Origin of the sequence: Salinibacterium sp. NG253 (assembly GCF_015864945.1) — a bacterium.
Lineage (GTDB): Bacteria > Actinomycetota > Actinomycetes > Actinomycetales > Microbacteriaceae > Rhodoglobus.
Genome location: NZ_JADYWF010000001.1, coordinates 1,005,151 through 1,018,951, shown reverse-complemented (window position 1 = coordinate 1,018,951; position 13,801 = coordinate 1,005,151). Strand labels below are relative to the sequence as shown.

The following is a 13,801-nucleotide window of genomic DNA, read 5'->3' as shown; positions in this document are numbered from 1 at the left end:
ATATCTGAGACCCGATTCACCGAATACCTTTGGCTTCTTGAAACCTTTCCGTAACACCCAGCGATGACGTTTAACGTCTACGAAACATAACTGAGGGTCTTACGAAACGCTGAGACGGGATGCTTTGTCGTGCGGGTCAGTGGGAGTGGAATAACCCGACACTCACTGACAATCCGCAAAAGCATCCGTGTGCACAGGGCGCACAAAGCGAAAGAGGTTGAGATGGATACAGTCGTATGGGTACTCATTAGCACTGCATTAGTGCTGCTCATGACCCCCGGTTTGGCATTCTTTTACGGTGGACTCGTAAAAGAGAAGTCAGTAGTCAGCATGATGATGATGAGCTTCGGATCGCTCGGCCTTGTTGCCGTTCTCTGGATCCTCATCGGCGCAAACATGAGCTCGATCGATGGTTCGATCTGGTCGTTCGCTGGTAACCCGTTCAGCAACTTCGGTCAAGAAGGCGTCGCCGGCTCTGACCTCCTCGTTGTTGCATTCGGTGGAACCTTCGCCATCATCACCACCGCACTTATCTCCGGTGCCATCGCAGACCGTGCTCGCTTCGGACCCTGGATGATCTACACCGGTGTGTGGGCAACGCTCGTTTACTTCCCCGTCGCTGCGTGGGTATGGGGCGGTGGCTGGATCCAGAACCTCGGAGATAGCCTCGGTGGCCTTCCTGCCGTTATCGACTACGCCGGTGGTACCGCGGTTCACATCAACGCTGGTGCAGCCGCTCTCGGACTCGCCCTGGTACTCGGCAAGCGTGTTGGCTTCAACAAGAACATCACACAGCCTCACAACGTTCCTCTCGTCCTTATCGGTGCAGCACTGCTCTGGTTCGGTTGGTTCGGATTCAACGCTGGTGCGTCTAGCGACCCCGACGAGGCCGGCCTGATCGTGTTCAACACGCTCGCCGCTCCTGCCGCAGCAATCCTCGGTTGGATCGTTGTTGAGAAGCTCCGTACGGGTAAGGCCACCGCAGTCGGCGCCGTTTCCGGTGTTGTTGCTGGTCTCGTTGCCATCACCCCCGCTTGTGCAAACCTGACGCCCGGTTGGGCTTTGGTTCTCGGTGTTGTCGCCGGTGCCGTCTGTGCTCTCGCAATTGAGCTCAAGTACAACCTCGGCTTCGATGACTCGCTCGACGTAGTGGGACTCCACCTCGTCGCCGGCATCATCGGAACCATCTACCTTGGCTTCTTCGCCACCGACACCGGACTCTTCACTGGTGGAGATGCAGGACAGCTCGCCGTTCAGACGATCAGCGTGCTCGCCGTAGCAATCTTCTCCTTCGTAATGTCCTGGTTGATCGGAACCGCGATTCAGAAGACCATCGGATTCCGCGTTACTTCGGAAGAAGAAATTGCTGGTATCGACCTCGCCGTCCACGGCGAGTCGGGTTATGCATTGTCGACGCAGGAAACTGTATCGGCTAAGTAGAGCCCACAACCTCGGGAGGGGCACAGTTGTTATCGCAACTGTGTCCCTCTTTTGGTGTTAACAAACAATCCCCGCGCCCTCTGGTTTATGCCAGGGGAAGCGGGGTTTTGTCGTGTGCGCGCGCGTACACGTAGGTAGGCGTGCGCGTCGTCGAGGCAGGTTAGGGCTGCAACCGCATCCGCTCCCAGTCGCCAGAGGCGGCGCGCGTGAAGCGCACGCGGTCGTGAAGGCGGGAGCTGCGGCCCTGCCAGAACTCGATTGTGGTGGCGTGCACCATGAAACCGCCCCAGTCATCCGGGCGGGGCACATCGCGGCCCTCGAACTCGGCTTCAAGTTCGATCACACGTTCTTCGAGCAGTGCACGGGATGCGATGGGTTGCGATTGTTCGCTGGCGTGCGCCGCGATCTGGCTGCCTCGCGGTCGCGTGGCGAAGTAGGCGTCTGAAAGGGCTGTGGCGATGGGGCGAGCTGTTCCTTGCACGAGCACTTGCCGGTGGATCGAATACCAGGGGAAAACGAGCGCTGCTGCCGGGTTCGCGAGCAGTGCGCGGCCCTTGATGGAGCTGTAGTTCGTAAAGAACTCGAATCCCGTGTCGTCGATGGCGCGCAGCAGCACGGTGCGGCTACTGGGGGAGCCGTCGGCATCCACGGTCGATAACACCATGGCGTTGGGCTCGTAGACGTTCGCGTCGCTGGCGTTTGCTAGCCAGAGCCGGAATTGTTCTATGGGATCGGCGAGCACATCCGAATCATTGAGCGGCAGCTGGCCGTAGTCGGTGTGGGTGCTCAATGGGTCGGACACGGTGATCCTTTCGACAGCGTGCGTGAGGCGCGCTGCTTAGTCTTCGTCTTCGATGAGAGCCTTGTTGCGGTCGGGAATGCCGTCGTCGTTCATGTCGCGTCTGCGGGCGAGACGGGAGTCCCAGCGGAGGCTGATCGCGGCGAAGATCGCGGCCAGGCCTGTTCCGATAAGGATCGCAAGCTTTGCCCCGGTGGTGTGCTCGCTGTCGGGGAACGAGAGCTCTGCGATGAGCAGAGAGACTGTGAAGCCGATTCCCGTGAGGAATCCGATGGGCAAGAGGTCTCGCAACCCGATCGAGTCGGCGAGACGGAACTTTGTCACCTTGGTGATGAGAGCGGTGGTACCGAGCACACCAATAATCTTTCCGACCACCAGTCCCACGATGATGGCAGCAACAACGGGCTGCACAATCACCTCGCTGGCGCTTTCGCCATCTCCACCGAGGGAGACTCCAGCGGCAAAGAAGGCGAAGATCGGCAACGCGATGCCGGATGAGGTGGGGCGCACCGCATCGTCGAACGCGTGCGTTCGGGTGTCTTTCTCGCCGTGCACGAGCTTGGCGGGAACGGTGAAGCCGAGAACAACACCGGCGATAGTCGCGTGAACTCCGGAGTCGTGCATGAACGCCCACGCCACAAGCGCCAAGGGGAGCAGCAGCCACCAGCGAGGTTTGCGCGAGCGAACGACAACAGCAAAGAGCACAATCGCGATGAGTGAGAACAGCAGCGAGAGGAGGTCGATGCTTTCGGTGTAGAAGAGGGCAATGATGATGATCGCGAGCAGATCATCCACGACAGCCATCGTGAGCAGGAAGGTGCGTAGCGCTCGCGGGAGGCCGCGGCCGAAGATGGCGAGCACGGCGAGAGCGAACGCGATGTCGGTGGCGGTGGGGATTGCCCAGCCGCCGAGTGCGGTGGAGTCACCCGAGACAAGGATGATCAGCGTGAAGAGAAGAGCGGGAAAGAGCATCCCGCCGATCGCAGCGAAGACCGGAACAGCGGCTTCGCGAGGTTTGCGCAGGCTGCCAGCTACAAGCTCTTGCTTAAGCTCGACGCCCACCACGAAGAAGAAGATCGCGAGCAGGCCGTCAGCAGCCCAGGTGGCGAGGGTGAGGTTGAGGTGCAGCGACTCGGGGCCGACCGTGGTCTCGGCAAGGGCTGCGTAGCCTTCACGCCACGGCGAGTTCGCCCAGATGAGCGCGATCGCAGCGGCAACCATCAGCAGGATTCCGCTGGTGGTTTCCATAGTGACCCACCGGCGTACTCGCTTGCGGGGGCTCAGTTTCTTCACGGATGTGGTCACAAAATTCCAGACGTTGAGGTTCGTCAGCGGGGTCGCCGACACATTCGCCGACCAGACTTCCCGGCACTCCGCTGTCAATTCTACCGGTTGTGAGGCTGAGGGCGTGCACGGAAAAGGCTCTGACCTGACCGTGCGCTCCACTGACAATGAGAGTTGCCTCACAATCGGGCCTCAGGCTTGCTGACGCGCGCCCACTAAGGAAGCGTGGGGGTTTCATCTCGCTGAACCTGGAAGGACGAACATATGCTCACCCTCACCGAAACAGCCACCACGGTCGTCAAGACGATCGTCGAGCAGGACCCCAACACGGAAGCCTCGGGCCTCCGCATCAACGGGGAACCTGGTGCTCCTAACCTCACCGTCGCCGTCGTTGCGGCTCCTGAGGCTGGCGACTCTGTCGTTGAAGCCGACGGCGCCCGCGTTTTTCTTGAAGAGAACGCCTCGGTCGCGTTGAATGACAAGACGCTTCACGCCGAAGTCGGCGAAAATGGCGCAGTGAACTTCGCCATTCTCGACAACGCGTAATCACGCGCACGTTCGATAGCTAGACCAGAATTCGACGGCGCGCGGTCGTTCGAATTCTTCGACTAGTAGCGGGCGAGAGCGTCAGCATCTCGAGCATGAGTAACTGACCGGCGGATGGCATCCAATGCTTCTACCGGATCTGTCTCGGCTTCAGCGATCATTAGCTGGCGCTCCGCCTCCGCTAGTCGGGTGCGGGCCCGTGCGCTTGCGCCGCTTCGCCCCACAAGCTCCCGCACGACCGAGATCTGACTCCGTGCCGCTACCAAGGTCCCTTGGTAGGCAGCACGTGCGTGTTCGAACCGCTGTTGTTGGTTGCGCGCGGTCGCTAGGGCTGTATCCAGTTCTGCTGCGGCATCACTGAGCAGCGCGAGTTGCTCAAAGGGATCATGCGGGCTTTCGGATGCCGGAGTCGTCTGATCAAGAGCTCTTTCGTTGGCCGCGATAGCGGTCACAATCCGCGCTCCACTCTCCGGATCGGGAGCCGTTTCTCGTGCCACCCGCGCTTCGAGCAAGTCACTCGCGCTGTCCGCGCGCATCCGAGACACCGCAGCGTCGGCTTCGGCGAGTTCGCCGAGGGCACTGTCGGCAGCCGACAGGGCGCGATCGGCGCGATGGAGAGCAGTGGCTGCGGTGTGGAGGGTGTCGGTGACCGCGTTGACTCCGGTGGGGCTGATGCCGGGGGCTGCGGCATCCAGCGCTGTCTCGCTCTCATCGAGGGCACTGCGCGCCGCATCGAGTTGGCGGCGTGGTGCGGTCAAAGCGGATTCCACATAGTGGGGTGCGCGTTCGGCGACTGCATCGCGCGTCGCTAGCGCACGCACGCGCAGGGCCGAGAGCCGATCGCGTAGTTGGTGTTCGGTTTCCGCTGCTCCAACCTCGCTCTGACGTCGCTCAGTGAAGGCGGCATCGAAGCGGTCGAGAGTGGCGAGCGCCTTTTCGCAGAGCGCTGTCATCTGCAGGGTGAGTTGGCGGCGCGCGTGATCGGCGGTGGCCGAGACGTCGTCACGCTGTTGTCCGAGCCGAAAGGCATCCGTGAGCTGGCCGCGCGCTTCAGCAAGAGCACTCCCGAAATCACGGGCGGCTGCGGCACCAAACTGGGCCACCGCAAAACCTAGTTCAAGATCTGCTTCTCGTACGCGATCGTCGAGGGCAACTAAGAGGCCGGCAGCGCGCGACTCCAGTGCCGTCTGAGACGACGTTCCGCGGATGCCGCGGTCGCCTCCGCGACGAAACAAGACGACAAACGCCACGACTCCGATCGCCACCACGAGCACGACGACAGTGGCGACAGCGATCGTGGTGCCGCGCACGAGTTCGGCGGTGTCTGTCGCGACAAGAAGGGGTAGGGCATGAGGCACCATGCACCGTATTCTAGGGCGGTTTGTCGCGAGAACTGGGGGTGGGGCTACCGGGTGAGTCTGGCGAAACTCGTGGTTGTTGCACGCTTTCTGGAGGTAACTCGCTTAAGGTGGCGGTGTGTGGCGTGCAGATAGAGTTTCCGATGATTTCACGGTCGACCCCGATTCGGGCGACCATGACGTTGACGACGGCGAAAACGAGCACGCTCACGCCCACGTTCAAGTAACAGCGCCTCACACGCTGAGTTTTGGTGAGCCGAACATTATGGCCGGAAACGTTGCAGAGCCCACGTGGACGCTGTGGCGTTCGCAATTGTCAGAACTGGGTGGGCGTTCGCCGCTCATCCATTTCGTTGATTCGCCTCGCACACGAGTCGATCTTTCAACGACGCATCCCGGTGGTCTTGCCCAGTTCATCACGGGCAAGCGCACTCTGCTGTCGAGCCTCATTCGCGATGATGTCGCCCTGCGCTCGGCCAAAACGGCTGCCGGCGCTGTTGCTGCCAAGGGTCTTGAGCTTGCGACCGCCCGCGGCATTGACTCGGTGCATCTGGGAATCGGAATTGCTCGCTGGACCCACGATGATGTCGAATTCTGCGGTCCCGTCTTGCTGCGTCCGCTCGCGATTCGCCGTCACGGCCGCGACTTCGAGCTCAAGCTTCGGGGCAGCGCCTTCTTGAACCCTGCGCTTGCGCGTGCTCTTGACGAGCAATTCCACTTGCGCCTCGATGCTGAGTCGTTTGTCGCACTCGCGGATGCCGATGGCACCTTCAAGCCGAACCCGGTCATTGACCGGTTGCGCGGTTTGACCTCGCACCTCGATAACTTCTCGGTGAGCCCGCGTCTCGTGGTGTCGTCCTTCGCAGATGTCGCCCACGGTCTGGCCGACGACGCCGCTGACCTCAAACACCCCATCCTCGATGCGCTTGCCGGCAACACTGCTGCCGCCTGGACGATCAAGGAAGGCTACGCGCCCGTTCCCGCACTCTCCGCGGATGAGCGCTCGCCGCAGACCGACAATCTCCTGCTTGATGCGGATGCCGAACAAGAGAATGTGATTGCCCAAATCGAGGCAGGCAACTCTCTTGTGGTTCGCACTCTGCCCGGCACCGGTGGCACGCAAACCATCGTGAACGCCGTGGGTGCCCTTGTTGCTCAGAACAAGCGAGTTCTCGTCGTGAGCCCGCGTCGCGCGTCCTTGCAGTCGATTGCTGATCGCTTCTCCGACATCGGCCTTCCGGGCCTCGCCGTTGCGCCTCGCACGCTTCGCCGTGACATCATCCGCTCTATTTCTCGCAGTGAGAAGGCCAGCCGTCCGCAGATCGAAGACGTGGATGACGCCCTTCTGCGTTTGCGCAAGATCATGCTCGACTACCGCGAGTCAATGTCGGTGTCCGACGGTGTGCTCGGTGTTTCGGTGCTCGATTGCGTTTCGGAACTCAGCCGTTTGGCGCTGCTGCCGACACCGCCATCCACGACCGCACGCTTGTCGCGCGAAGCAGTGGAAAAGCTTGCCAAGGATCGCAGTGCTGCCACCGGCGTGATCATCGCGGCCGCCAAGCTCGGCGAGTTCAAATATGGCCCCGGAGATTCGCCCTGGTATGGCGCTCAGTTCGCCAATGGTGCGGAAGCTCTCAAGGCTCACGGCATCGCTCAGCGGGCGAACGAGCAGTTGTCGTCGCTGCTGGATGTTGCCAACCGTCTTGTTTCGAACACGCGCATGCGTCCGTTCCAGAGCATCGATGAGCTCGGCGTCTACTTGCGCCTGCTCGTTGATCTTCGCGAAACGCTCGACCGTTTCGTGCCGACCGTGTTCGACCGTGCGATTACCGAGTTGATTGCCGCTACTGCGCCGCGTCGCGATTTCCCCGATATGACGAGCACGAACCGCCGCCGTCTCAAGAAGCTTGCGCTCGAATACGTGCGCCCCGGTGTACGCGTAACCGACATGCATGGTGCCCTCAAGCGCATCCAAAAGCAGCGGGTGCTGTGGCACCGTTTCGTGGCCGAAGGTGCGAGTCCTGCCGTTCCCGTGGGTATTGGTGAAGTGCAGCGGTCATACCAACAGGTCTCAGATGATCTCGCTGCTCTCGACATCCCGCTCGGCATCGCTGACTCGCACATGAACCTCTCGAGCCTTCCGATCCCGTTCTTGATTGAGAAGGTTGAGTCGCTCGCGGCTGAATCTGATGTGCTCAACAACCTGCAGGAACGCACCGCCCTCATGGGCAGCTTGCGCGACCTGAAGTTGAACCCGCTGATCGAAGACTTGGCTCAGCGTCATGTTCCCGAAGATCAAGTGGCGGCAGAACTCGAGCTGTCGTGGTGGAAGTCGGCCCTCGATTCCATGCTCGAAGTCGACCGTGCGCTGCTCAACGCCAACACGAGCGTTGTCGACCGGCTCGAGGCAGACTTCCGCCTCGTCGATGAAGCGCACGCATCCGCCAATGCCAAGCAGCTCTCGTGGCAGATCGCTGAAAACTGGAAAATCGGTCTCGTCGACTGGCCAGACGAGGCGAGTGCGCTCAAGCGTGCCCTCGCCAAAGAGCGGCTCACGTCGTTCGACGTGCAGACCTCGGCACCGCACTTGTCGCGAACGATCGCGCCCGTCTGGCTTGCCTCTCCCTACGAAATCGACTCTGTTGTCGACACCATGCCGTTCGACACCGTCGTGCTGGTTGACGCCGGTGCTGTCACGGTGGCCGAAGCGGCGGGAGCAATCCGCCGCTCGAAGCAAGTCGTCGTTATTGGCGACCCTGTTATCCAGTCGCCGACACCGTTCGAAACGGCAGTGCGCGATGTGACCGGCGATGCTGCCCCACTCGTTGACGATGACACGCGCGAAGCACTCGTTGACGACTCCGCTTTTGCGAAGCTCAGCGGCTTGCTGCCGACTCTCACGCTCACGCGCAGCTACCGCCCCGGTGGTGAAGAGCTTGCCGAGCTCGTTAATCGTCGTTTCTACGACGGTCAGATTGAGTCGCTGCCCTGGGCGGGAAGTTTCCTCGGTCACGGCAGCCTCGCTGTCAGTTACGTCGCTGACGGAATCGGAATGCCCGACCCTGACTCTGGTGCTGTCGAAAGCCCCGACGCCGAAGTCTCTCGCGTTGTCGAACTCGTGCTCGACCACGCCACCAAGCGTCCGCAAGAGTCGCTCATGGTTATCACGGCAAGCCCCGTGCATTCCGTTCGCGTCATGCAGGCGGTGCTGGATGCCGTCAGCCGTCGTCGTCCGGAACTACTCGATGTCATCATCGGCGATCGTGCCGAACCGTTTACGGTCACCACGATTGATCAGGCTGTGGCCCAAAGCCGCGACCGCGTTATTTTCTCCATCGGATACGGCCGCACGCCGCACGGTCGCGTGCTCTCCGATTTCGGATCACTGGGTGAGCCCGGGGGAGAGCGCCTGCTTGCTGTCGCGATGACGCGAGCACGTCGTTCGCTCGAAATCGTCACATCGTTCCGCTCAGAAGACCTCGACGACGGGCGCATGAAGCACGGCGCTGTTGCCCTGGCTGAAGTGCTCGACGAAGTGGATGCCCGCTTTGCTGAAGTTCCTGTGCCCGACGACAGCGATCCCATGCTCGTTGACCTCGCTCGCCGCCTCGAAGCTCGCGGACTGCGCGTCTCGCTCGGGCACCGCGGCAAGCTTGGCCTCGTTGCATCGCGCGGTGGTCGCTGTGGCACCATCGAGACCGACGCTATGGTTCACGAATCAAGCCTGCGCGAGTCGCTGCGTTTGCGCCCCGAACTGCTGCGTCGCCTCGGCTGGCACTACCTGCGGGTGCACGCTTTTGAACTCTTCAGTGACCCCGATCAGGTTGCCGACAAGGTCGCCCGGATGCTCGGAGCAGAGCCTGCTCCCACGACCGAGCCCATCACGATCATCCCCGCCACCCGTCCGCAGCAGTAATGGCAGACGGCATCCACCCCGAGCCGTCGGACGCACCGGCGAGCAATGGAGCGTCCGAGGGCGAGCTGTGCAGTGCGGCGGAAGCAGAGCGGGCAGGTGAGCCGAGCATGAAACCTGCGAAGCGTCGCCGCGTGACGACGGCTGCGCCGGCGGGGTCAGATCCGCATCCGCCTGCTGAACCGGAACGGCATCAGGTTAACGAAAACGACGAGCGGCTCAAGGGCGACAAACCTCCGCATTGGGGGTAAGTGCCTTGGCCGCTCGCCGATAGTTCGTGAGCTACCGAGGGTAGCTGTGAGCTGTGAGCTGTGAGCTGTGAGCTGTGAGCTGCGGAGCGCTAGCTGCTCTGCTTGGCGAGCAGGTCGCGAATCTGCAGAAGCAGTTCTGCCTCGGTGGGGCCAGCTTCAGGCTCCACGACGGCCGGCTTGCGTGCAGCGGCAAGCTTGTTGGCATAGTTCATCGGGGCAACGATGGCGAAGTACACGACGGCTGCGACGAGCACGAACTGGATGATCGCCGCGATGACCGCGCCGAAGTAGATCACTGCCCCGCTGGTGCCAATTTCGACCGGGAGTGCTGTCGCCAGCGACTCTGCATTAAACAAGGCACCGATGAGCGGGTTGAATACCGCTTCAACAATCGTGTTGACGACTGCCGTGAATGCAGCGCCAATGACGACTGCAACGGCCAAGTCGATGACGTTGCCACGCAAAATGAATTCTTTGAATCCGCTTAACATGATTACTCCTCTGTGTGGGGGAAGTAATAACTATGACGCTTTTGTGGCCGATGGTGAAGAGGCTGGCGGAGATGAGGCGCTTGTCGACGGCTTCGAATCCGACTTCGCGGAGTCAGATTTCTTTGAGTCAGACGACGAATTCGAAGTATTTGACGAGCTCGAGCTCGAGCTGGAGTCAGTCGAACTCGTGGTCGAGCGTGAGTCGTTGCGGTAGAAACCAGAGCCGTTGAACGTGACTCCGACGGCGGAGAAGATCTTGCGAAGTTTGCCTTGGCAGGCGGGGCACACCGTGAGCGAGTCATCGGTGAACGATTGCTGGATATCGAACGCGTTGTCACATTCGGTACAGCGGTAGGAGTAGGTAGGCACGAGATCCTTAGTTGTGCTCGGTGATGGTCACAATTCCCGTGGGGGTAACTATGCCGTTTACTGGTTGGTCATGAATTTCTGTGGGTACTTCATCCACATATTCGTTGTCGAAGATCACCGCGTAGACGGGTGGCTTGGTCTCCATGGAGCCGAGGGTCTTGTCGAAATAGCCGCGACCCCAGCCCATGCGCATGCCGGAACGATCCACGGATGCCGCAGGCACAATGATGAGGTCGACGTCGTTGATGGCGATCGGGCCGAGCACGTCGCTCGTAGGCGCTGGCATCCCGATGAGGTCCTGGTCTTCATCTTCGCCGTCGTAGGGGGCCCAGTCGAGGAGGCCATCGGCGCGCGAGATGGGAAGCAGCACGGTGATGTCGTGTTCGCAGGCCCAGTGCAAAAATCCGCGGGTTTCGGGTTCATCGGTGGTGGAAAGGTAGGCGGCGATCGAGGTAGATCCGAGTCTCTGAGTGAGCTCGATGAGGTGCTCTGTTACACCAGTGTTAAATTCTTCCCGCTCTTTGGCGGTGCAGATGCGTCGGCGTTCGCGTAATTCGGCCCGGAGTGCACGTTTATCGTGACTGACGTCGTCGGTCATACTAAGCATTCTACGAGACTGGCCGACTACGCTGTACCTATGGCTACGAAGATTACTAAAGCGGTTATTCCTGCTGCAGGTCTGGGCACACGATTTCTCCCGGCAACGAAAGCTATGCCGAAGGAGATGTTGCCGGTTGTAGATAAACCGGCTATCCAATATGTCGTAGAGGAGGCGGTTGCCGCTGGCCTCACCGATGTGTTGATGATCACCGGGCGTAACAAAAACGCCCTCGAAAACCATTTCGATCGAATGACCGAGCTCGAGGCCACTCTTGAGCAAAAGGGCGATACCGACCGTCTTTCGAAAGTTGAGTTCTCTAACGACCTCGCTGACATGCACTACGTGCGTCAAGGTGACCCGCGCGGTCTCGGTCACGCTGTTCTCCGCGCCAAAATGCACGTGGGTCATGAACCGTTCGCCGTACTGCTCGGTGACGACCTCATCGATGATCGCGACGTTCTGCTCTCCCGCATGCTTGAAGAGCAAGAGGGTCGCAACGCCACCATCATCGCCCTCATGGAGGTCGACCCGGCCCAGAGCCACATGTATGGCATCGCGACGGTAGAACCCACCGACGATCCCGATGTTGTGCACATCACGGGCCTTGTCGAGAAGCCGGCTCAGGGCACCGCGCTCTCCAACCTCGCCATCATCGGTCGCTACGTCTTGAGGCCAGAAATCTTCGAGGTTCTCGAGCGCACCGATCCCGGCAAGGGTGGCGAAATCCAGTTGACGGATGCCCTGCAGGAGATGGCAGAGAACGATATCGCTGGCGGCGTTTATGGCGTCGTATTCCGCGGTCGCCGTTACGACACCGGTGACCGTCTCGACTACATCAAGGCCATCGTGCAGCTTGCTGTTGAGCGCGACGACCTGGGCCCTGAACTGCGCCCGTGGCTTAAGCAGTTCAGCTCAACACTGGACTAGCGGATGGCGTTTGGCATTCCGACGCTTGGCGACGGAAACATCAGTATTCGGCCCATTCGGGTGCGAGACGCTCGTGCGTTAGAAAAAGAACTCCGTGACAACCGGGGGTGGCTTCGCAAGTGGGAAGCCACCAGCCCGGTTGGTCCGTCATCGTTCGACGTGAAGTCGAGCATCCGGGGTCTGCTGCAGCAGTCTCGCGTAGGCACCGGCTTGCCGTTCGTGATCGAGTACGAGGGTGAAGTTGCGGGTCAGTTGAACGTGTCGTCCATTACCTATGGGTCGCTCGCCTCGGCATCCCTCGGCTATTGGGTGTCTGAGCGATTCGCGGGCAAAGGGCTCACACCAACCGCGGTCGCGCTCGCCACCGACTACTGCTTCTTTCAACTTGGTCTCCACCGAATGGAGATCTGCATTCGACCCGAGAACGAGCCGAGCCTTCGCGTGGTCGAGAAGCTGGGGTTCCGCTACGAACAACTTCGCCGCCGCTTCATCCACATCGATGGTGACTGGCGCGACCACTTCTGTTTTGCTCTCACAGTGGAAGAGATCCCTCAGGGTGTCTTACGGCGCTGGAAATCAGGTAACGCTCCCGAGCAGGATGCTCACATTCCGGCTGACGACCGTGTGCGGGCCGCGCACCCTCTGAGCCTTCCGCAGCGCTGAGCCGACGGTTGTGAAGCACTGAGCCGGTGCCGAACACGCTGCCAGCGATCGTGTGGTCACGCGTGTGGTGGCGCATATCTTGGCGTTGTTGCCGGGGGACTCTCAGCAACTTGTCACGTCACTACCGCGTGCCGACAGCCTGTCATGCACGGATGCTCGTAGCGTATACCCATGGAACTCACCAGCATCGGCGGCGGCGTCATGATCGCGCTCGCCGCGGCGCTGTGGCTCGTGTACCTGGTTCCGAACTGGTTCAAGAATCGCGAGTACTTGGCTACCGAACGAAACGCCGTTCGACTTCAGCAGACGATCCGCGTTTTGGCGCAGACCTCAGAGATTCCTGACGAGGTGCGCGCCGAAGCTGTTGCGCGGCACGCGGCAGAACTGGCCAAGGCAAGTGTGAACCAAGGGCCGGTCGCCGTCGGTCGCGCCGTCACCCCACCCACACGCGAAGAAGCGCTCGCGCTCTCCGCCCGACGCTTGCGTCGCACGCGCGCCTTCACCGCAGCCGTGCTCCTGGCCAGCATTGCGGTAATTGCCGTGCAGGTCGTCATGATCTTTACGGCCGGAGCCGCCATCATCTCCGGCACGTGGCTCGTTCTCGCTGCCGCCACCATGGCCGGCATGAGCGCGAGTGCCATGCTGTCGCGGCTAGCAGAACGTTCACGCAGTCGACGCGATAGCAGCGCCCCGCGGGCTCGCACTGCTGCACCTCGTCGCCGGGTTGTGCTCTCATCGGAAGCCCCCATCGAAGACGTCACGTCGAAGGTCAGCTGGACTCCCGTTCCCGTGCCGAAGCCCATGTACCTCACCCGCAGCAACGCGCCAGAAGCCGCTGTCGCGGCAGCCCGCCACGCTGGGCAGATTGACAGCGAGCTGCGGGCTGCGGCGGAATCCGCCGAACAGGCCCTGCGCGCAAACACCGCCGCGATGGCGTCAGCTACTCGCGAAGCGGAACTTGCGCGGGATGCTCAGCGTGCAGCGACTGCGCCTGCCGAAGCTCCGGCCGCGGCATCCGCCCCCAGCAGGTTTGCCGGCATGGGGATCGTCGAAGAATCGGGCAACTCGCTCGACCTCGACGCCGCGCTTGCTCGTCGTCGCGCTAGCTAACACTTGCTGCCCCACTACCGGGCAGAACAATGGGACGTGCAGTGCGAAG

12 protein-coding genes and 1 pseudogene are annotated in these 13,801 nt (G+C 61.2%); 7 read left to right on the top strand and 6 right to left on the bottom strand.

Annotated elements, in window-relative coordinates:
- Positions 1–222 precede the first annotated feature (222 nt).
- Entirely contained in the window at positions 223–1,440 is a 1,218-nt protein-coding gene (locus tag I6E52_RS04910) for an ammonium transporter (protein WP_197123490.1), read from the top strand.
- A 160-nt stretch (positions 1,441–1,600) separates the two neighbouring features.
- On the opposite strand, the gene pdxH is transcribed toward I6E52_RS04910, so the two are convergent.
- Both pdxH and nhaA read right to left on the bottom strand, forming a co-directional pair.
- Complete coding sequence (gene pdxH, locus I6E52_RS04905; RefSeq protein WP_197155286.1) at positions 1,601–2,242, bottom strand: pyridoxamine 5'-phosphate oxidase; 642 nt, start codon at positions 2,240–2,242, stop codon at positions 1,601–1,603.
- A 36-nt stretch (positions 2,243–2,278) separates the two neighbouring features.
- Entirely contained in the window at positions 2,279–3,487 is a 1,209-nt protein-coding gene (gene nhaA, locus I6E52_RS04900; RefSeq protein WP_231601768.1) for a Na+/H+ antiporter NhaA, read from the bottom strand.
- 300 nt (positions 3,488–3,787) lie between these two features.
- Between nhaA and I6E52_RS04895 the strand changes: the two genes are divergently transcribed.
- Positions 3,788–4,069, top strand: coding sequence for an iron-sulfur cluster assembly accessory protein (locus tag I6E52_RS04895; RefSeq protein ID WP_197155285.1), 282 nt, complete (start codon positions 3,788–3,790; stop codon positions 4,067–4,069).
- 62 nt (positions 4,070–4,131) lie between these two features.
- Here the strand turns inward: I6E52_RS04895 and I6E52_RS04890 are convergent, their stop codons facing one another.
- Entirely contained in the window at positions 4,132–5,430 is a 1,299-nt protein-coding gene (locus I6E52_RS04890; protein ID WP_197155284.1) for a hypothetical protein, read from the bottom strand.
- Between the two features lie 115 nt (positions 5,431–5,545).
- On the opposite strand from I6E52_RS04890, the gene I6E52_RS04885 reads away from it, so the two are divergent.
- The gene (locus I6E52_RS04885) at positions 5,546–9,343 is read left to right on the top strand and encodes an AAA family ATPase (protein WP_197123499.1); all 3,798 of its coding nucleotides are present in this window, start codon (positions 5,546–5,548) and stop codon (positions 9,341–9,343) included.
- A 337-nt stretch (positions 9,344–9,680) separates the two neighbouring features.
- Here the strand turns inward: I6E52_RS04885 and mscL are convergent, their stop codons facing one another.
- Positions 9,681–10,082, bottom strand: a complete 402-nt coding sequence (mscL, locus tag I6E52_RS04880) for a large conductance mechanosensitive channel protein MscL (protein WP_197155282.1) — start codon at positions 10,080–10,082, stop codon at positions 9,681–9,683.
- Here mscL and I6E52_RS14560 point away from each other — a divergent pair.
- Positions 10,081–10,296: a hypothetical protein gene (locus I6E52_RS14560; RefSeq protein ID WP_307842489.1), complete on the top strand. Its 216-nt coding sequence runs from the start codon at positions 10,081–10,083 to the stop codon at positions 10,294–10,296. The genes mscL and I6E52_RS14560 overlap by 2 nt on opposite strands.
- 14 nt (positions 10,297–10,310) lie before the next feature.
- Here I6E52_RS14560 and I6E52_RS14555 read toward each other — a convergent pair.
- Positions 10,311–10,451: pseudogene (locus tag I6E52_RS14555) on the bottom strand (FmdB family zinc ribbon protein); the annotation flags it as partial.
- Positions 10,452–10,458: 7 nt separating this feature from the next.
- The gene (locus I6E52_RS04870) at positions 10,459–11,049 is read right to left on the bottom strand and encodes a 5-formyltetrahydrofolate cyclo-ligase (RefSeq protein ID WP_197155278.1); all 591 of its coding nucleotides are present in this window, start codon (positions 11,047–11,049) and stop codon (positions 10,459–10,461) included.
- 39 nt (positions 11,050–11,088) lie between these two features.
- On the opposite strand from I6E52_RS04870, the gene galU reads away from it, so the two are divergent.
- From galU to I6E52_RS04855, 3 genes are all read left to right on the top strand, one after another.
- Positions 11,089–11,979 carry a UTP--glucose-1-phosphate uridylyltransferase GalU gene (gene galU, locus I6E52_RS04865; RefSeq protein WP_197123507.1) on the top strand — a complete coding sequence of 297 codons (891 nt, stop codon included), beginning with the start codon at positions 11,089–11,091 and terminating at the stop codon, positions 11,977–11,979.
- A gap of 3 nt (positions 11,980–11,982) precedes the next feature.
- On the top strand, positions 11,983–12,642 hold the full coding sequence (locus I6E52_RS04860; protein ID WP_197155276.1) for a GNAT family N-acetyltransferase: 660 nt from the start codon (positions 11,983–11,985) through the stop codon (positions 12,640–12,642).
- A 171-nt stretch (positions 12,643–12,813) separates the two neighbouring features.
- On the top strand, positions 12,814–13,752 hold the full coding sequence (locus I6E52_RS04855) for a hypothetical protein (RefSeq protein ID WP_197155274.1): 939 nt from the start codon (positions 12,814–12,816) through the stop codon (positions 13,750–13,752).
- The last annotated feature ends 49 nt before the right edge of the window (positions 13,753–13,801 follow it).